Annotated in this window: 16 protein-coding genes; 14 read left to right on the top strand and 2 right to left on the bottom strand. The window is 61.7% G+C overall.

What is annotated here, in order from left to right:
• The first annotated feature begins 246 nt into the window (after positions 1 to 246).
• The 12 genes from ACTJJ6_RS13145 (at position 247) to ACTJJ6_RS13090 (ending at position 12,922) form a co-directional block, all read left to right on the top strand.
• Positions 247 to 1,362 carry a branched-chain amino acid ABC transporter substrate-binding protein gene (locus tag ACTJJ6_RS13145; RefSeq protein ID WP_015376289.1) on the top strand — a complete coding sequence of 372 codons (1,116 nt, stop codon included), beginning with the start codon at positions 247 to 249 and terminating at the stop codon, positions 1,360 to 1,362.
• Positions 1,363 to 1,479: 117 nt separating this feature from the next.
• On the top strand, positions 1,480 to 2,406 hold the full coding sequence (gene livH / locus ACTJJ6_RS13140; RefSeq protein ID WP_015376290.1) for a high-affinity branched-chain amino acid ABC transporter permease LivH: 927 nt from the start codon (positions 1,480 to 1,482) through the stop codon (positions 2,404 to 2,406).
• On the top strand, positions 2,403 to 3,686 hold the full coding sequence (locus ACTJJ6_RS13135) for a high-affinity branched-chain amino acid ABC transporter permease LivM (RefSeq protein WP_115116322.1): 1,284 nt from the start codon (positions 2,403 to 2,405) through the stop codon (positions 3,684 to 3,686). Before livH ends, ACTJJ6_RS13135 begins: the two co-directional genes overlap by 4 nt.
• The gene (gene livG, locus ACTJJ6_RS13130; RefSeq protein ID WP_440804302.1) at positions 3,683 to 4,453 is read left to right on the top strand and encodes a high-affinity branched-chain amino acid ABC transporter ATP-binding protein LivG; all 771 of its coding nucleotides are present in this window, start codon (positions 3,683 to 3,685) and stop codon (positions 4,451 to 4,453) included. Before ACTJJ6_RS13135 ends, livG begins: the two co-directional genes overlap by 4 nt.
• A 268-nt stretch (positions 4,454 to 4,721) precedes the next feature.
• Positions 4,722 to 5,423, top strand: a complete 702-nt coding sequence (livF, locus tag ACTJJ6_RS13125; protein WP_015376292.1) for a high-affinity branched-chain amino acid ABC transporter ATP-binding protein LivF — start codon at positions 4,722 to 4,724, stop codon at positions 5,421 to 5,423.
• A 44-nt stretch (positions 5,424 to 5,467) separates the two neighbouring features.
• Positions 5,468 to 6,655 (top strand): aminotransferase-like domain-containing protein, encoded by a 1,188-nt coding sequence (locus ACTJJ6_RS13120; RefSeq protein ID WP_033638994.1) that lies wholly within the window; start codon positions 5,468 to 5,470, stop codon positions 6,653 to 6,655.
• A gap of 309 nt (positions 6,656 to 6,964) precedes the next feature.
• The gene (gene ugpB / locus ACTJJ6_RS13115; protein WP_004934396.1) at positions 6,965 to 8,284 is read left to right on the top strand and encodes a sn-glycerol-3-phosphate ABC transporter substrate-binding protein UgpB; all 1,320 of its coding nucleotides are present in this window, start codon (positions 6,965 to 6,967) and stop codon (positions 8,282 to 8,284) included.
• Between the two features lie 78 nt (positions 8,285 to 8,362).
• The gene (ugpA, locus tag ACTJJ6_RS13110) at positions 8,363 to 9,250 is read left to right on the top strand and encodes a sn-glycerol-3-phosphate ABC transporter permease UgpA (protein ID WP_197826793.1); all 888 of its coding nucleotides are present in this window, start codon (positions 8,363 to 8,365) and stop codon (positions 9,248 to 9,250) included.
• A complete protein-coding gene (gene ugpE / locus ACTJJ6_RS13105) occupies positions 9,247 to 10,092 on the top strand; it encodes a sn-glycerol-3-phosphate ABC transporter permease UgpE (protein ID WP_004934403.1) in 846 nt (281 codons plus the stop codon). The genes ugpA and ugpE overlap by 4 nt, the downstream gene beginning before the upstream one ends.
• A gap of 5 nt (positions 10,093 to 10,097) precedes the next feature.
• Positions 10,098 to 11,168 (top strand): sn-glycerol-3-phosphate import ATP-binding protein UgpC, encoded by a 1,071-nt coding sequence (locus ACTJJ6_RS13100; protein WP_038874163.1) that lies wholly within the window; start codon positions 10,098 to 10,100, stop codon positions 11,166 to 11,168.
• Positions 11,168 to 11,905 (top strand): glycerophosphodiester phosphodiesterase, encoded by a 738-nt coding sequence (gene ugpQ, locus ACTJJ6_RS13095; RefSeq protein WP_440804307.1) that lies wholly within the window; start codon positions 11,168 to 11,170, stop codon positions 11,903 to 11,905. Before ACTJJ6_RS13100 ends, ugpQ begins: the two co-directional genes overlap by 1 nt.
• Positions 11,906 to 11,965: 60 nt before the next feature.
• Complete coding sequence (locus ACTJJ6_RS13090) at positions 11,966 to 12,922, top strand: AEC family transporter (RefSeq protein ID WP_016929458.1); 957 nt, start codon at positions 11,966 to 11,968, stop codon at positions 12,920 to 12,922.
• On the opposite strand, the gene ACTJJ6_RS13085 is transcribed toward ACTJJ6_RS13090, so the two are convergent.
• Positions 12,903 to 13,232 (bottom strand): hypothetical protein, encoded by a 330-nt coding sequence (locus ACTJJ6_RS13085; RefSeq protein WP_049299739.1) that lies wholly within the window; start codon positions 13,230 to 13,232, stop codon positions 12,903 to 12,905. The two genes, ACTJJ6_RS13090 and ACTJJ6_RS13085, sit on opposite strands and share 20 nt — an antisense overlap.
• Before the next feature lie 151 nt (positions 13,233 to 13,383).
• Here ACTJJ6_RS13085 and ACTJJ6_RS13080 point away from each other — a divergent pair, with 151 nt between their 5' ends.
• Positions 13,384 to 14,244 (top strand): carboxylate/amino acid/amine transporter, encoded by an 861-nt coding sequence (locus ACTJJ6_RS13080; protein WP_440804310.1) that lies wholly within the window; start codon positions 13,384 to 13,386, stop codon positions 14,242 to 14,244.
• A 16-nt stretch (positions 14,245 to 14,260) separates the two neighbouring features.
• On the opposite strand, the gene metR is transcribed toward ACTJJ6_RS13080, so the two are convergent.
• On the bottom strand, positions 14,261 to 15,205 hold the full coding sequence (gene metR, locus ACTJJ6_RS13075) for an HTH-type transcriptional regulator MetR (RefSeq protein ID WP_016929455.1): 945 nt from the start codon (positions 15,203 to 15,205) through the stop codon (positions 14,261 to 14,263).
• 90 nt (positions 15,206 to 15,295) lie between these two features.
• Between metR and metE the strand changes: the two genes are divergently transcribed.
• Positions 15,296 to 17,584 (top strand): 5-methyltetrahydropteroyltriglutamate--homocysteine S-methyltransferase, encoded by a 2,289-nt coding sequence (metE, locus tag ACTJJ6_RS13070; protein ID WP_185976504.1) that lies wholly within the window; start codon positions 15,296 to 15,298, stop codon positions 17,582 to 17,584.
• Position 17,585: the final 1 nt, after the last annotated feature.

The following is a 17,585-nucleotide window of genomic DNA, read 5'->3' as shown; positions in this document are numbered from 1 at the left end:
TACGCCTCAAGGTAAACGGCGCAGATTTAATTCGAATTTTATCCTGTTTACACCGCTTGTTTCTGCCTGATGAAGTTGATTTGCAGCAGAAAATTCCTGTTTAATGGCATGAAAAATAAAGTCTTATTAGAAAATAATGCCGACAAAGCGCCTAAATCATTATTACTTATAACAAAAGCGGTCAATAACGATCGGGCGCAGGCAAACACAACAGGTACGTTCACAACGACAGATGGGGATTTGCGGATGAAATTAACAACAGGTAAGGCACTGCTGGCGGGTTGCATTGCGATGGCCATGAGCCAGGCGGCTATGGCGAAAGACATCAAGGTGGCGATCGTCGGGGCGATGTCCGGCCCGGTCGCGCAGTATGGCGACATGGAGTTTACCGGCGCGCGCCAGGCGATTGCCGACATCAACGCCAAGGGCGGCATCAAGGGCGACAAGTTGGTCGGCGTGGAATATGACGACGCCTGCGATCCGAAACAGGCGGTTGCGGTCGCCAACAAGGTGATCAACGACGGCATTCGCTACGTGATTGGCCACCTGTGTTCCTCTTCCACCCAGCCGGCGTCCGATATCTATGAAGACGAAGGCGTGATCATGATTACCCCGGCGGCCACCAACGCCGATCTGACCACCCGCGGCTACAAGATGATCCTGCGCACCACCGGCCTGGATTCGGATCAGGGCCCGACCGCCGCCAAATACATCCTCAGCGACATCAAACCGAAGCGCATCGCCGTGGTGCACGATAAGCAGCAATACGGCGAAGGCCTGGCGCGCTCGGTGCGCGACAGCCTGAAAAAACAGGGCACCGAAGTGGCGATGTTCGAAGGCATCACCGCCGGCGACAAAGACTTCTCCACCCTGGTGGCGCGCCTGAAGAAAGAGAATATCGACTTCGTGTACTTCGGCGGTTACTACCCGGAAATGGGCCAGATCCTGCGTCAGGCCAAACAGGCCGGGTTGACGACCCGCTTTATGGGGCCGGAAGGCGTGGGCAACTCCTCACTGTCCAACATCGCCGGCGCCGCTTCGGAAGGCATGTTGGTGACGCTGCCGAAACGCTACGATCAGGTGCCTGCCAACCAGCCGATCGTCGATGCGTTGAAAGCCAAGAAGCTGGATCCGACCGGCCCGTTCGTCTGGACCACCTATGCCGCGCTGCAGTCGCTGACCACCGGGATGGAGCGCAGCGGCAGCCAGGAGCCGGCGGACATCGTCAAGGATCTGAAAACCGGCAAGCCGGTGGACACCGTGATGGGGCCGCTGAGCTGGGATGACAAGGGCGACCTGAAAGGCTTCGAGTTCGGCGTGTTCGAGTGGCATGCCAACGGCACGTCCACACCGATCAAATAAGCCATAATGATTAGGGTGGGGCGCAGTTTGCTGTGCCCGGCGGGTCGGCTTGCCGGCCCCGTCTCCCTTTACCCGCCGGTTCTCCGTCGGCGGGTTTCGCAGCCAAGGGTTCAGAGTATGTCAGAGCAGCTCCTCTATTTTCTGCAGCAGATGTTCAACGGCTTAACGTTGGGCAGCACCTATGCATTGATCGCCATCGGTTACACCATGGTTTACGGCATCATCGGCATGATCAACTTCGCCCACGGCGAGGTGTACATGATCGGCAGCTATGTCTCCTTTATCGTTATCGCCGCCCTGATGATGCTCGGCATCGACGTCGGCTGGCTGCTGATCGGCGCCGCGTTCCTGGTTTCGATCGTCATCGCCAGCGCCTACGGCTGGAGCATCGAGCGGGTGGCCTACAAGCCGGTGCGCAACTCCAAGCGCCTGATTGCGCTGATCTCGGCCATCGGCATGTCGATATTCCTGCAAAACTACGTCAGCCTGACGCAGGGCTCGCGCGATCTGGCGCTGCCCAGCCTGGTCACCGGCCAGTGGGTGCTGGGGGAAAGCAACGGCTTCGCCGCCACCATCAGCACCATGCAGCTGACCATCTGGCTCGTGACCTTCCTGGCGATGCTGGCGCTGACGCTGTTTATCCGCTATTCGCGCATGGGCCGCGCCTGCCGCGCCTGTGCGGAAGATCTGAAGATGGCCAGCCTGCTGGGCATCAACACCGACCGGGTGATCTCGCTGACCTTCGTCATCGGTGCGGTGATGGCGGCGGTGGCCGGGGTATTGCTCGGCCAGTTCTACGGCGTCATCAATCCTTACATCGGCTTTATGGCCGGTATGAAAGCCTTTACCGCCGCGGTTCTGGGCGGCATCGGCAGCATTCCCGGCGCGATGATCGGCGGCCTGGTGCTGGGCGTGGCGGAAGCGCTGACCTCCGCCTATCTGAGCACCGAATACAAAGACGTGGTGTCGTTCGCGCTGCTGATCGTGGTGCTGCTGATCATGCCGACCGGCATTCTCGGGCGTCCGGAGGTTGAGAAAGTATGAAACTCAATCTGCTCAATGCGCTGATCGCCACGGCGGTGCTGTTCGTGATGGCGTCGTTCCTGATGGGCATGCAGCTCAGCCTGGACGGCACCAAACTGGTGGTGCACGGCGCGGCGGAAGTGCGCTGGATGTGGATCGGCATCGGCTGCGTCATCGTCTTTTTATTCCAGCTGTTGCGCCCGCTGCTGCAACAGGGATTGAAAAAAGTCTCCGGCCCGGCGTTCGTGCTGCCGAGCTTCGACGGCACCACGCCGCGGCAAAAGCTGCTGGCGGCTCTGCTGCTTGTGGCGGCGGTCGCCTGGCCGTTCCTGGTGTCGCGCGGCACGGTGGATATCGCCACCCTGACGCTGATCTACGTGATGCTGGGCCTCGGCCTCAACGTGGTGGTGGGCTTGTCCGGTCTGCTGGTGCTCGGCTACGGCGGTTTCTACGCCATCGGCGCCTACACCTACGCGCTGCTGAATCACTATTACGGTTTCGGCTTTTGGGAGAGCCTGCCGCTGGCGGGCATCGTCACCGCCGCCTTCGGCTTCCTGCTCGGTTTCCCGGTGCTGCGGCTGCGCGGCGACTATCTGGCGATCGTGACGCTCGGCTTCGGCGAGATCGTGCGCATTCTGCTGCTGAACAATACCGAGATCACCGGCGGGCCGAACGGCATCAGCCAGATCCCGAAACCGACCTTCTTCGGCCTGGAGTTCAACCGCAGCGTGCGCGACGGCGGCTGGGATACTTTCCATAACGTCTTCGGCCTGAAATACGATCCGAGCGATCGCATCGTATTCCTGTACCTGGTGGCGTTGCTGCTGGTGGTGCTGACGCTGTTCGTCATCAACCGCCTGCTGCGCATGCCGCTCGGGCGCGCCTGGGAAGCGCTGCGCGAAGACGAGATCGCCTGCCGCTCGCTGGGCCTCAGCCCGACGCGCATCAAGCTGACCGCCTTTACCATCAGCGCCGCATTCGCCGGGTTTGCCGGCACGCTGTTCGCCGCGCGCCAGGGGTTCGTCAGCCCGGAATCTTTCACCTTCGTCGAGTCTGCCTTCGTGTTGGCGATCGTCGTACTGGGGGGCATGGGCTCGCAGTTCGCGGTCATTCTGGCGGCAATCCTGCTGGTGGTGTCGCGCGAGCTGATGCGCGATCTGAATGAATACAGCATGTTGCTGCTGGGTGCGCTGATGGTGCTGATGATGATTTGGCGGCCGCAAGGGCTGTTGCCGATGAAACGGCCGCAGTTGAAGCTGCAGGCGGCGGACATTCACGCGGGCAAGGGGAAACAGGCATGAGCGTTCAACCTTTACTGCAGGTGGAAGGCCTGTCGATGCGTTTCGGCGGGCTGCTGGCGGTCAACAATGTGGCGCTGACGCTGAACGAAGGCGAAATCGTGTCGCTGATCGGCCCCAACGGCGCCGGTAAAACCACGGTATTCAACTGCCTGACCGGTTTTTACCGTCCGAGCGGTGGCACCATCAAATTGCGCGATCGCCATCTGGAAGGGCTGGCGGGGCAGGCCATTGCCCGTATGGGCGTGGTGCGCACCTTCCAGCATGTGCGGCTGTTCCGTGAAATGACGGTGATTGAGAACCTGCTGGTGGCGCAGCATCAGCACCTGAAAAGCGGCGTGTTCGCCGGGCTGCTGAAAACCCCGGCCTTCCGCCGCGCCGAAGCCGAGGCGCTGGCGCGCGCGGCGGAGTGGCTGGAGCGCGTCGGCCTGCTGGAGATGGCCAACCGTTCGGCGGGCAACCTGGCCTATGGGCAGCAGCGGCGGCTGGAGATCGCCCGCTGCATGGTGACCCGGCCGGAGCTGCTGATGCTGGACGAACCGGCCGCCGGCCTCAACCCGAAAGAGACTGACGAGCTGGATCATCTGATCGTCGAGCTGCGCGATCGGCATAAGGTCTCGGTGTTGCTGATCGAGCACGACATGAAGCTGGTGATGGGCATTTCCGACCGCATTTATGTGGTGAATCAGGGCACGCCGCTGGCGCAGGGCACACCGGCGGAGATCCGCAACAACCCGGACGTGATCCGGGCTTATTTGGGCGAGGCTTAAGACTGTGTCCCATCATTGTTCGTGCCATCGTCGCAGACCCAAAAACCCGCTATCAAGGCGGAAGATGAAGAACATAGCGGGACTATGTTCGAATCTGACAACGCAGAGAGCGGGTTTTTGGGGCGCGACCCGCAGGGCTGGGGCTATTTCGCCGCGCCGCTGCGTTACTCACCGTTTATTTGGCCCACCAAACCTCACGGCTCGCGCCTTGCTGCGCAGCGAAATAATCACCAGCGATGCTCACGCACAATGACGGGGCGCAGTCTTTATGTTGTCATTCAATCAGGTATCCGCCCATTACGGCAAAATTCAGGCGCTGCATCAGGTCAGTCTCACGATAAGTCAGGGCGAAATCGTGACGTTAATCGGCGCCAACGGCGCCGGTAAAACCACGCTGCTCGGCACCCTGTGCGGCGAACCGCGCGCCAGCGAAGGCAGCATCGTTTTCCAGGGCCAGGACATCACCCAGTGGCAAACCTCGCGCATCATGCGCGAAGCGGTGGCGATCGTGCCGGAAGGGCGGCGCGTCTTCTCGCGCATGACGGTGGAAGAAAACCTGGCGATGGGCGGCTTCTTCGCCGATCGTCACCAATATCAGCAGCGCATCGAACGGGTGTTCACGCTGTTCCCGCGCCTGCTGGAGCGCCGAAGCCAGCGCGCCGGCACCATGTCCGGCGGCGAACAGCAGATGCTGGCCATCGGCCGCGCGCTGATGAGCCAGCCGAAGCTGCTGCTGCTCGACGAACCTTCGCTTGGGCTGGCGCCCATCATCATCCAGCAGATCTTCGACATCATTCAGCAGCTGCGGGAAGAGGGCATGACCATCTTCCTGGTGGAGCAAAACGCCAATCAGGCGCTGAAATTGGCGGACCGCGGTTATGTGCTGGAAAACGGCCGCGTGGTGTTGGAAGATACGGGGGCTGCATTGTTAGCCAACGAAGCAGTGAGGTCGGCGTATCTGGGCGGTTAATCCGCCCCCCTACGAATTAAAATAATCAGGTACGAGAAGAAGAAATGAAGACAGAAGGGTTACTCGCGCAGCGCATCGTTAACGTAAAAAGTTCGGCCATCCGTGAATTGCTTAAGCACAGTAAGATGGAACACGTCATTTCGCTGGCGGGCGGCATCCCCTCTGATGCGCTGTTCGATTTCGAAGGGTTGAGCATCGCCACCCAGCAGGCGATCACCGAACAGCCGAAAAGCGCGTTCCAGTATGGTTTGACCGAGGGCAGCCCGCTGCTGCGTGAGCGCATTTGCGCGCTGTGCGCCGAGCGCGGCGTCACCGCTGGCGCGGAAGAGGTGATGGTCACCGCCGGCTCGCAGCAGGCACTGGATTTGGTGATGCGCGCCATCGTCAACCCGGGCGACGTGTTTGTGGTGGAGCGCCCGACCTACCTGGCGGCGCTGCAAACGCTGGAACTGGCGGAGGCCAACATCATGTCGGTCTCGTCTGACAGCGACGGCATGGTGGTGGAAGAGCTGGCCGAACTGCTGAAAACCCAGCGCATCAAGGGCGTGTACGTGGTGCCGAACTTCGGCAACCCCAGCGGCATTACCCTCAGCGCCGCGCGCCGCGAACTGCTGGTGAAGCTGGCCGCCGAACATAACTTCCTGATCATCGAAGACGATCCGTACGGCGAACTGCGTTTCACCGAAGAGCGCCACCCGACGCTGCATCAGGTGTCGCAGCGGGTGCTGGGCAACACCGACCACATCATCTATACCTCGACCTTCTCCAAGATCCTGGCGCCGGGCCTGCGTTTGGGCTGGGCGATCCTGCCGCCGTTCCTGCTGCATAAAGTGGCGATCATCAAACAGGCGGCGGATCTGCACGCCAGCGCCCTGTCGCAGAGCATCGTCGAATGCTACCTTGGCCTGGATCGCCTGCCGGCGCAGATCGACAAGATCCGCGCCGCCTACAAGCAAAAGGGCGAGATCCTGGCCGGTTTGGTGGAGCAGGAGCTGGGCGACTACATCACCTTCGATAAACCGAAGGGCGGCATGTTCCTGTGGGCGCGTTTCCGCCAGCCGTTCAACGCCACCGAATGGCTGAACACCACGCTGCAGCAGGGCGTGGTGTTCGTGCCGGGGGAATACTTCTTCTCCGACAACCCGGATCGTTCGACCTTCCGCCTGTCGTTCGCCACCGCCACCGAGCAGCAGATGCAAGAAGCGGTGGCGCGCCTGCGCCGTTCGCTGTAATCCTCGCGGCGGCGGAGCCCATGCCCGCCGCCGACATCAAACCGCCATCTTCACTTCACCTTGCCGTCATGTGGCTGTCATCTAACGGTTATTTTTCTGTCATCCGCGCATGGCATGTTATCCCCCGTCATCTTTCGAGCCGCAGCGTTGTTGGCTGCCCGGCTGCCCCCCTGTCACTTAGTTAGCTAAGCTCCAGGGAGCCAGCAGGTTGCCGCCTGGCTGCAACTCGAAAGCTATAGGGGCACTCCCTCATTAAGAATTGATTCTTTTCGCTCACGCGCTTTTACACCAGCTTTTCAGGAGTTAGGCATGCTCACCTACGCTATTCGCAAAACCACGCTGTGCGTCGCATTGACCCTGGCGGTCAGCGCCCAGGCGCTGGCGGCGACAGAAATCCCGTTCTGGCATTCGATGGAAGGCGAACTGGGTAAGGAAGTGGATTCCCTGGCGGATCGCTTCAATCAGTCGCACAGCGACGTCAAGATTGTGCCGGTTTATAAAGGCAACTACGAACAGAGCCTGGCGGCGGGCATCGCCGCTTACCGCTCCGGCAAGGCGCCGGCGATCCTGCAGGTTTACGAGGTGGGCACCGCCACCATGATGGCCAGCAAAGCCATCAAGCCGGTCTACGAAGTGTTTAAAGAGGCCGGCATCAACTTCGACGAGTCGGTGTTCGTGCCGACGGTGGCCGGCTATTACACCGACAACAAGAGCGGCCATCTGCTTTCGCAGCCGTTCAACAGCTCCACGCCGGTGCTGTACTACAACAAAGACGCCTTCAAAAAGGCCGGCCTGAACCCGGATCAGCCGCCGAAAACCTGGCAGGAACTGGCGGCGGATACCGCCAAACTGCGCGAAGCAGGCATGAAGTGCGGTTACGCCAGCGGCTGGCAGGGTTGGATCCAACTGGAGAACTTCAGCGCCTGGCACGGCGTGCCGTTCGCCAGTGAAAACAACGGATTTGGCGGCACCAGCGCCAAGCTGGAGTTCAACCAACCGCTGCAGGTCAAGCATATCGCGTTGCTCGAAGCGATGAACAAGAAGGGCGACTTCACCTATTTCGGCCGCAAAGACGAATCCACCGAGAAGTTCTACAACGGCGATTGCGCCATCACCACCGCCTCTTCCGGTTCGCTGGCGGACATCAAGCACTACGCCAAATTCAACTACGGCGTCGGCATGATGCCGTACGACGCTGACGCGAAAAACGCGCCGCAGAACGCCATCATCGGCGGGGCCAGTCTGTGGGTGATGAACGGCAAAGACGCCGCCACCTACAAGGGCGTGGCCGAGTTCCTGCAGTACCTGGCGCAGCCGGAAATCGCCGCCGAATGGCACCAGAAGACCGGTTATCTGCCGATCACCACCGCGGCTTACGATCTGACCAAGCAGCAGGGCTTCTACGACAAGAACCCGGGGGCCGACGTCGCCACTCGCCAGATGCTGAACAAGCCGCCGTTGCCGTTCACCAAGGGCCTGCGCCTGGGCAACATGCCGCAGATCCGCAGCGTGGTGGATGAAGAGCTGGAAGGCGTGTGGACCGGCAAGAAAACGCCTCAGCAGGCGCTGGACGCCGCCGTGCAGCGCGGTGACGTGCTGCTGCGCCGCTTCGAAGCATCGACCAAGTAATCCTGCGTCGCGGGCCCGGCGGACCGGGCTCGCGTCTTCACGCCGATCCTTCTGCACCCGATTAATGGTTTAACGTCTATGTCATCTTCCCGTCCCGGTTTCGGCTGCAGCTGGCTGCCCTATGCGTTGGTGCTGCCGCAGCTGCTGATTACCGCCGTCTTCTTTTTATGGCCCGCCGGCGAGGCGCTGTGGTATTCGGTGCAGAGCCTCGATCCGTTCGGCCTGTCCAGCCAGTTTGTCGGGCTGGATAACTTTAAACAGCTGTTCCAGGATCCTTACTACCTCGACTCGTTCTATACCACGCTGATCTTCAGCTTCCTGGTGGCGGGCATCGGGCTGGCGGTCTCGCTGTTCTTCGCCGCGCTGGTGGACTACGTGCTGCGCGGCAGCCGCCTCTATCGCACGCTGATGATCTTGCCCTACGCGGTGGCGCCGGCGGTGGCGGCGGTGCTGTGGATCTTTCTGTTCAACCCCGGTCTGGGGTTGATCACCCATTTCCTCAACGGTCTGGGCTATAACTGGAACCATGCGCAAAACAGCGGCCAGGCGATGTTCCTGGTGGTGCTGGCTTCGGTATGGCAGCAGATAAGCTATAACTTCCTGTTTTTCCTCGCGGCGCTGCAGTCTATTCCGCGTTCGCTGATGGAAGCGGCGGCCATCGACGGCGCCGGCCCGGTGCGGCGTTTCTTCCATCTGGTGCTGCCGCTGATCGCGCCGGTCAGCTTCTTCCTGCTGGTGGTCAATCTGGTGTACGCCTTCTTCGATACCTTCCCGGTGATCGACGCCGCCACCGGCGGCGGGCCGGTGCAGTCCACCACCACGTTGATCTACAAAATCTACCGCGAAGGCTTCGCCGGGCTGGATCTCTCCAGTTCCGCCGCGCAGTCGGTGATCCTGATGTTGCTGGTGATCGGCCTGACGGTGATCCAGTTCCGCTTCGTTGAACGTAAGGTGCGCTACCAATGATTGAGAATCGACGCGGGCTGGACATCTTCAGCCATGTGATGCTGATTATCGGCGTGCTGGTGGTGCTGTTCCCGCTGTACGTGGCCTTTGTCGCCGCCACGCTGGACGACAAACAGGTGTTTCAGGTGCCGATGACGCTGGTGCCCGGCGGCCACCTGTGGGAGAACATTCGCAATATCTGGCAGGGCGGCGTGGGCAACCTCAAGGTGCCGTTCTCGCTGCTGCTGCTCAACAGCGTGATCATGGCGCTGGCGATCACCTGCGGCAAGATCGCGGTGTCGGTGCTGTCGGCTTACGCCATCGTGTATTTCCGTTTCCCGCTGCGCAGCCTGTTTTTCTGGCTGATTTTCCTCACCCTGATGTTGCCGGTGGAGGTGCGCATTTTCCCGACGGTGGAGGTGATCTCCAACCTCAACCTGCTGGATAGCTACACCGGCCTGACGCTGCCGCTGATGGCCTCGGCCACCGCGACCTTCCTGCTGCGCCAGTTCTTCATGACGCTGCCGGATGAGCTGCTGGAGGCGGCGCGCATCGACGGCGCCGGGCCGATGCGTTTCTTCTGGGACATTGTGCTGCCGCTGTCGAAAACCAATCTGGCGGCGCTGTTCGTCATCACCTTTATCTACGGCTGGAACCAATACCTGTGGCCGATCCTGATCACCAGCGACGCCTCGATGGGCACCGCGGTGGCGGGCATCAAGAGCATGATCTCCACTTCCGGCGCGCCGACCCAGTGGAACCAGGTGATGGCGGCGATGATTCTGACTTTATTGCCACCGCTGGCGGTGGTGCTTCTGATGCAGCGCTGGTTTGTGCGCGGTCTGGTTGATAGCGAGAAATAACGACGATGGCAGGATTAAAACTACAGGCGGTCACCAAGTCTTACGACGGTAAAACGCCGGTGATCAAACAGATTGACCTCGACGTGGCGGACGGTGAGTTCATCGTGATGGTCGGCCCGTCCGGCTGCGGCAAGTCCACGCTGCTGCGCATGGTGGCCGGGCTGGAACGCACCACCAGCGGCGATATTTATATCGATACCCGGCGCGTGACCGATCTGGAGCCCAAGGATCGCGGCATCGCGATGGTGTTTCAGAACTACGCGCTCTATCCGCACATGAGCGTGTACGACAACATGGCCTACGGCCTCAAGATCCGCGGTTTCGGCAAGGATCATATCCGCCAGCGGGTGGAGGAGGCGGCGCGCATTCTGGAGCTGGAGCCGCTGCTCAAGCGCAAACCGCGCGAGCTATCCGGCGGCCAGCGCCAGCGCGTGGCGATGGGGCGCGCCATCGTGCGCGAACCGGCGGTATTCCTGTTCGACGAGCCGCTGTCCAACCTGGACGCCAAACTGCGGGTGCAGATGCGCCTGGAGCTGCAACAGCTGCACCGACGCCTGAAAACCACCAGCCTGTACGTGACCCACGATCAGGTGGAGGCGATGACGCTGGCGCAGCGGGTGATCGTGATGAACAAGGGCGTGGCGGAGCAGATCGGCACCCCGAGCGAGGTATATCAGCGGCCGGCTTCGCTGTTCGTCGCCGGCTTTATCGGCTCGCCGGCGATGAACCTGCTGCCCGGCACCCTGAGCGCCGACGGCGGCCAGCTGCTGCTGGCGGACGGCATGGCGCTGCCGTTGCCGGCGGCCAAGCCGCAGTGGGCGGGACGGCAGTTGACGCTGGGCATTCGGCCGGAGCATATTCAGCTGGTGGCGCAAGGCCAGGGCGTGCCGCTGCAGCTGCAGACGCTGGAACTGCTGGGAGCCGATAATCTGGCGCACGGCCAGTGGGGCGGTCACGGGGTGATCGCGCGGCTGTCGCATGAAACCTTGCCGGCGGCGGGCAGTACGCTATATTTGCAGCTGCCTGCTCAGGCGCTGCACTTCTTTGACACCCACAGCGGATTACGGATGGATTGATGACGAGACCCTGGCCTTACCCACATATTGTCGCCCACCGCGGCGGCGGTTCTCTGGCGCCGGAAAACACCCTGGCGGCGATCGACGTCGGCGCGCGCCACGGCCACAAGATGATCGAGTTCGACGCCAAACTGGCACAGGACGGACAAATTTTCCTGCTGCATGACGATACGCTGGATCGCACCAGCAACGGCTGGGGCGTGGCGGGCGAACTGCCGTGGGATAAACTGGTGCAGCTGGACGCCGGCAACTGGTACAGCTCGGCCTTCAAGGGCGAGCGGCTGCCGCTGCTGTCGGAGGTGGCGGAACGCTGCCGGGAACATGGCCTGATGGCCAATATCGAGATCAAACCGACCACCGGCAGCGACGATGAAACCGGGCGGGTGGTGGCGCTGGCGGCGCGGTTGCAGTGGCAAGGGCAGACCGACCCGCTGCTCTCCTCCTTCTCGGTGGAAGCGTTGGCGGCGGCGCAGCGCACCGTGCCGGATTTGCCGCGTGGCCTGCTGCTGGAGGAGTGGGACGACAACTGGCGCGAGCTGACGGAGCGTCTGGACTGCGTCTCGCTGCATATCGACCACAAAGCGCTGACCGCCGAGCGGGTGAACGCGTTGAAAGACGCCGGGCTGCGCATTCTGGTGTATACCGTCAACCAACCGGATCGCGCGCGCCTGCTGCTCGACTGGGGCGTTGACTGCATTTGCACCGACCGGATAGATTTGATTGGCTCGGATTTTTAATCCGGCGCCGATAAATCCCGCGACGACAAGCCTTGCCGCCGCGCCAACGGAAGGAATGCGATGCCAGGCTTTATGATGTCACTGTGGCACCAGATCGTGCTGTCTTTACCGCTGTTCGCCCTGATCGCGTTGGGTTATGGGCTGATTCGCTGGGGGAAATGGCCCTCCAGCATCACCGATGGCCTGACGCGTTTCGTGTTTTCCCTCGCCTTGCCCGCCATGCTGTTTCGCATGATGTGCGACTTCTCGCAGCGCCCGGCGGTCGACGCCCGGCTGTTGATCGCGTTCTTCGGCAGTTGCCTGATCGTGTTCGTGCTTGGCCGCCTGGTCGCCCGGCACCTCTTCCGGCTGGATGGCGTCGCCGGATCGGTGTTTGCGCTGGGCGGTATTTTCTCCAATAACGTGATGCTCGGTTTACCGATCGCCAGCGTAATGCTGGGGCAGGCGGCGATCCCGTCGGTGGCGCTGGTGCTGGTGTTCAACGGCCTGATCCTGTGGACGCTGGTGACGGTGTCGATCGAATGGGCGCGCAACGGCTCGCCGACGCTGGGCGGCTTCGCTAAAACCGCGCGCAGCGTGCTGACCAACCCGCTGATCGTCGGCATTTTGTCCGGCACGCTGTTTAGCCTGACCGGCTTGCCGTTGCCGGACTTCGTCGATCGACCGGTCAGCATGCTCGGCCAGGTGGCGGCGCCGCTGTCGCTGGTGGTGCTTGGCATGGGGCTCGCCGAGTACCGCATCAGCGAAGGCTGGCAGCTGAGCAGCGCCATCTGCGTGCTGAAGTTGCTGGTACAGCCGTTGGTGATTTGGCTGCTGGCCTGGATGATGGATCTGCCGCCGATGGAGACCCGGGTTGTGGTGCTGCTTGGGTCGATGGCGGTGGGGGTGAACGTCTACCTGATGTCGCGCCAGTTCAATACGCTCACCGGCCCGGCCGCCACCAGCCTGGTGATGTCCACCGTGCTGGCGGCGATCACCACGCCGCTGATCCTCACCGTTATGGGCGTGCGGGCGTAGCCGGCAGCGGCGCCTGCGGCACCGCCGGCGCGGTGCGATTGAACGGATCGCGCGGCTGGTTGCCGTTAGGCAGCAGTTGCCCGCCGCTCGGCGCGGTTTGCAACAGCTGTTGCCGTTGATTGTCGAACTGTCGCTGCTGCTGCAGGCGGCGTTGATCCATTTGCCGGTTGTTCAACAAGCGCTGTTGTTGCGCCTGCTGGCTGTTTTGGTTGAGTAACTGCTGCTGTGAGCGCAGGTCGGTTACGCCGTTGGCCGCCGCCGCCAACCCAGGCAGTAACAGCAGAGCGAACAGAATGTGAGACGTTTTCATGATGGTTACCTCGCCTTTTTATTAAGCCTAACTCAGCGGTGAAATTTTGCTGGTAGTTTGTCTTTTGCTCAGATGTAAACCGCCTTTCATCCCCTTATGCGTCCATCTTCCGTTACAATCGCCCTTTCGGTCTTTTTAGGGTGAACCCATCGTGCTGCTTTTGGTTATAACCACCATCCTGTGGGCGTTTTCTTTCAGCCTGATCGGCGAGTACCTGGCGGGCCATGTCGACAGCGGGTTCTCGGCGCTGGTGCGCATCGGGCTGGCGGCGCTGGTGTTCCTGCCGTTCCTGCGCTGGCGCAATATCAAGCCCAGGGTGATCCTGCTGTATATGCTGGTGGGCGCCTTCCAGCTGGGCATCATGTATCTGTTCAGCTTCCGCGCCTATCTCTACCTGACGGTACCCGAATTCCTGCTGTTCACCGTGTTGACGCCGCTGTACATCACGCTGATCTACGACTTACTGAGCGGCCGCCGTCTGCGCTGGGGCTATGTGTTCAGCGCGCTGCTGGCGGTGCTGGGCGCGGCGATCATTCGCTATCACCAACTGAGCGAACACTTCTGGTGGGGGCTGCTGTTGGTGCAGGCGGCGAACATCAGCTTCGCCATCGGCATGGTCGGCTATAAGCGCCTGATGGAAGTGCACCCCTTGCCGCAGCACACCGCCTTTTCCTGGTTCTACCTGGGGGCGGCGGCGGTGGCGGTAGTGGCCTGGTTCCTGTGGGGCAATCCGCAGCAGCTGCCAACCACCAACCTGCAGTGGGGCGTGCTGATCTGGCTGGGCGTGGTGGCGTCGGGGCTGGGCTATTTCATGTGGAACTACGGCGCGACGCAGGTGGATGCCGGCACGCTCGGCATCATGAACAACATGCATGTGCCGGCCGGCTTGTTGGTCAACCTGGCTATCTGGCAGCAGCAGCCGCACTGGCCGAGCTTTATCATCGGCGGGGCGGTGATCGTCACTTCGCTGTGGGTGCACCGCCGCTGGGTGGCGCCGAAACAGCTCGGCTAAACGGGGGGCCGACAGTTTATACGCCGGCCGCCAACGCTTTGGCGCCGGTCGCGCCGGGGCGTGCCGCATCGCGCACGAACGGCAGATGATCGCAGGCGTGCTGGCGGGCCGAGCGGATAAAGGCTTCGGTCACCGCCTGGCGCTGTTCGCCGTCGCGCACGGCGGCGTACAGGCGGCTCCACAGGCCGTCACCCAGGGTTTTGGTCACCACCAGCCCCTGCCGTTCGAAACTCTCCACCACCCAGTGCGGCAGCGCCGCAATCCCCATCCGCGCCGATACCATCTGGATCAGCAGCAGTGTGTTATCGACGTTCTTCAATGCCGGGTTAACGCCCGCCGGCTGCAGGAAATGCCGCCAGATATCCAGCCGCTGGCGCTGCACCGGGTAAATCAACAGCGTTTCATCGCTCAAGTCTTCCGGCTCGATGTGCGGCTTGCCGGCCAGCGGATGATCCGGCGCCAGCACCAGACGCACCTCGAAATCGAACATCGGCGAATAGTGCAGGCCGCTGCGCGGCAGAATATCCGACGTCATCACCAGATCCAGCTCGCCCTGTTGCAGGGCCGGCTGCGGATCGAAAGTCACGCCGGAAGTGAAGTCCATCACCACCTGCGGGAAACGCTGGCGGAAGTTGTCCAGCGCCGGCGTCAGCCACTGAATGCAGCTGTGGCATTCGATGGCGATGCGCAGCGTGGTCTGGTGCGGCTCGTGGCAGGCCTGCAGCGCCTGTTGGATCTGCGGCAGCACCTGTTCCGCCAGCTGCAGCAGGATCTCGCCCTGGGCGGTGAAGCGCAGCGGTTGGCTCTTGCGGACGAACAGCTTGAAGCCCAGACGTTGCTCAAGATCGCTGAACTGGTGCGACAGGGCAGACTGCGTCTGATGAAGTTGGGCCGCCGCCCCCGCCAGCGAACCGCTGTTGCGCAGAGCCTGCAGCGTCCGTAAATGTTTCAGTTCGATCATGAGAGTCCTTCACATTGACAGTGAATAAATTGCGCTTGTGGTTAATACAGTACCTGCTGATTATGGATGTGTAAACATCTGGACGGCTAAATGGGGAATATGACGATGGCAATTTTGAATCACACACTGGGTTTTCCTCGCGTTGGGCTACGACGTGAGCTGAAAAAAGCTCAGGAAAGCTACTGGGCCGGCAACTCAACGCAGGAAGAGCTGTTGGCGGTTGGCCGCGAGCTGCGCGCTCGTCATTGGCAGCAGCAACAACAGGCCGGGGTGGATTTGGTGCCGGTCGGCGATTTCGCCTGGTACGATCATGTGTTGACCACTAGCCTGCTGCTGGGCAATGTGCCGGCGCGCCATCAGAATGCGGATGGCTCTATTGATCTGGACACGCTGTTTCGCATCGGCCGTGGCCGCGCACCGACCGGCGAGCCGGCGGCCGCGGCGGAAATGACCAAATGGTTCAACACCAACTACCACTACATGGTGCCCGAATTCCAGCAAGGCCAGCAGTTCAAGCTGGGCTGGACTCAGCTGTTGGACGAAGTGGATGAAGCGCTGGCGCTCGGCCATCGCATCAAGCCGGTGCTGCTGGGTCCGCTGACCTATCTGTGGCTGGGGAAAGTGAAGGGTGAGCCGTTCGACCGCCTGTCGCTGCTGAAAGAGATTCTGCCTGTTTACCAGCAGGTGCTGGCCGAGCTGGCGAAGCGCGGCGTTGAGTGGGTGCAAATTGACGAGCCTGCGCTGGTGCTGGAACTGCCGCAAGCCTGGCTGGACGCGTTCAAACCGGCTTACGATGCGCTGCAGGGGCAGGTGAAGCTGCTGTTGACCACGTATTTCGACAGCGTCGGCCATAACCTCGACACCATTCGCACGCTGCAAGTGCAGGGGCTGCACGTCGATCTGGTCGCCGGTCATGACGATATCGCCGCGCTGAGCGCCGCATTGCCGAAAGACTGGCTGCTGTCACTGGGGGTGATCAACGGCCGCAACGTTTGGCGCGCCGATCTGAGCCGCTGGTTTGAGCGCTTGCAGCCGCTGGTGGGTACTCGCCCGCTGTGGATTGGCTCCTCTTGTTCACTGTTGCACAGCCCGATCGACTTGAGCGTGGAAAGCCGTCTGGACGAAGAAGTGAAAAGCTGGTTCGCCTTCGCGCTGCAAAAATGCGCCGAACTGGCGCTGTTGAGCTCTGCGCTGAACGCGCCTGACGCGGCGAAACAGGCTGAACTGGACGCCTACAGCGCGCCGATCCGCGCCCGCCGTCAGTCGAGCCGTGTGCATAACCCACAGGTTGAGCGCCGGCTGGCCGCGATCACCGCGCAGGACAGCGAACGCCACAGCGCTTACGCCGAGCGCGCCAGGGCGCAGCGCGAGCGTTTCAACCTGCCGGCCTGGCCGACCACCACCATCGGTTCGTTCCCGCAGACCACCGAGATCCGCGGCCTGCGTCTCGACTTCAAACAGGGCCGTTTGGACGGCAATAACTACCGCACCAGTATCGGTGAGCACATCAAACAGGCGATTGTCGAGCAGGAACGTCTCGGGCTGGACGTGCTGGTGCACGGTGAAGCCGAGCGCAACGACATGGTGGAGTATTTCGGCGAGAACCTCGACGGCTTCGTGTTTACCCAGAATGGTTGGGTGCAGAGCTACGGCTCCCGCTGCGTGAAGCCGCCGGTCATCATCGGTGACGTCAGCCGCCCGGAAGCCATTACCGTCGAATGGGCCAAATTCGCCCAGTCGTTGACCGACAAGCCGGTGAAAGGCATGTTGACCGGGCCGGTGACCATCCTGTGCTGGTCGTTCCCGCGTGAAGACGTGACCCGCGAAGTGATCGCCAAGCAGATTGCGCTGGCGCTGCGCGACGAGGTGGAAGATTTGGAAAAAGCCGGCATCGGCATCATTCAGATCGACGAACCTGCGCTGCGCGAGGGGCTGCCGCTGCGTCAATCCGACTGGGCCGCCTACCTGAACTGGGCGGTGGACGCCTTCAAATTGAACGCCGCCGTGGCGCAGGATGACACCCAGATCCACACCCACATGTGTTACTGCGAGTTCAACGACATCATGGACTCCATCGCCGCGCTGGACGCCGACGTGATCACCATCGAGACCTCGCGTTCCGATATGGATCTGCTGGAAGCCTTCAAAGAGTTCGAATACCCGAACGAAATCGGGCCGGGCGTCTACGATATCCACTCGCCGAACGTGCCGAGCGTGGAATGGATCGAAGCGCTGCTGCGTAAAGCGGCGCAGAACATCCCGGCGGAACGCCTGTGGGTCAACCCCGATTGCGGCCTGAAAACTCGCGGTTGGCCGGAAACCCGGCAGTCGCTGGCCAACATGGTATTGGCGGCGCAGCGCCTGCGCGAGCACGCGTGAT

This window comes from Serratia sp. 22278 (genome assembly GCF_052045405.1).
GTDB classification, from domain to species: Bacteria; Pseudomonadota; Gammaproteobacteria; order Enterobacterales; family Enterobacteriaceae; genus Serratia; species Serratia marcescens.
Note: the sequence above shows the minus strand (reverse complement) of the source record. Positions and strands in the feature narration are given on the sequence as shown.

Bases quoted from the DNA above. Each gene is read 5' to 3' on its own strand.
- ACTJJ6_RS13145 (WP_015376289.1), top strand. From the start codon at position 247: ATGAAATTAACAACAGGTAAGGCACTGCTGGCGGGTTGCATTGCGATG.
- livH (WP_015376290.1), top strand. From the start codon at position 1,480: ATGTCAGAGCAGCTCCTCTATTTTCTGCAGCAGATGTTCAACGGCTTA.
- ACTJJ6_RS13135 (WP_115116322.1), top strand. From the start codon at position 2,403: ATGAAACTCAATCTGCTCAATGCGCTGATCGCCACGGCGGTGCTGTTC.
- livG (WP_440804302.1), top strand. From the start codon at position 3,683: ATGAGCGTTCAACCTTTACTGCAGGTGGAAGGCCTGTCGATGCGTTTC.
- livF (WP_015376292.1), top strand. From the start codon at position 4,722: ATGTTGTCATTCAATCAGGTATCCGCCCATTACGGCAAAATTCAGGCG.
- ACTJJ6_RS13120 (WP_033638994.1), top strand. From the start codon at position 5,468: ATGAAGACAGAAGGGTTACTCGCGCAGCGCATCGTTAACGTAAAAAGT.
- ugpB (WP_004934396.1), top strand. From the start codon at position 6,965: ATGCTCACCTACGCTATTCGCAAAACCACGCTGTGCGTCGCATTGACC.
- ugpA (WP_197826793.1), top strand. From the start codon at position 8,363: ATGTCATCTTCCCGTCCCGGTTTCGGCTGCAGCTGGCTGCCCTATGCG.
- ugpE (WP_004934403.1), top strand. From the start codon at position 9,247: ATGATTGAGAATCGACGCGGGCTGGACATCTTCAGCCATGTGATGCTG.
- ACTJJ6_RS13100 (WP_038874163.1), top strand. From the start codon at position 10,098: ATGGCAGGATTAAAACTACAGGCGGTCACCAAGTCTTACGACGGTAAA.
- ugpQ (WP_440804307.1), top strand. From the start codon at position 11,168: ATGACGAGACCCTGGCCTTACCCACATATTGTCGCCCACCGCGGCGGC.
- ACTJJ6_RS13090 (WP_016929458.1), top strand. From the start codon at position 11,966: ATGCCAGGCTTTATGATGTCACTGTGGCACCAGATCGTGCTGTCTTTA.
- ACTJJ6_RS13085 (WP_049299739.1), bottom strand. From the start codon at position 13,232: ATGAAAACGTCTCACATTCTGTTCGCTCTGCTGTTACTGCCTGGGTTG.
- metR (WP_016929455.1), bottom strand. From the start codon at position 15,205: ATGATCGAACTGAAACATTTACGGACGCTGCAGGCTCTGCGCAACAGC.
- metE (WP_185976504.1), top strand. From the start codon at position 15,296: ATGGGGAATATGACGATGGCAATTTTGAATCACACACTGGGTTTTCCT.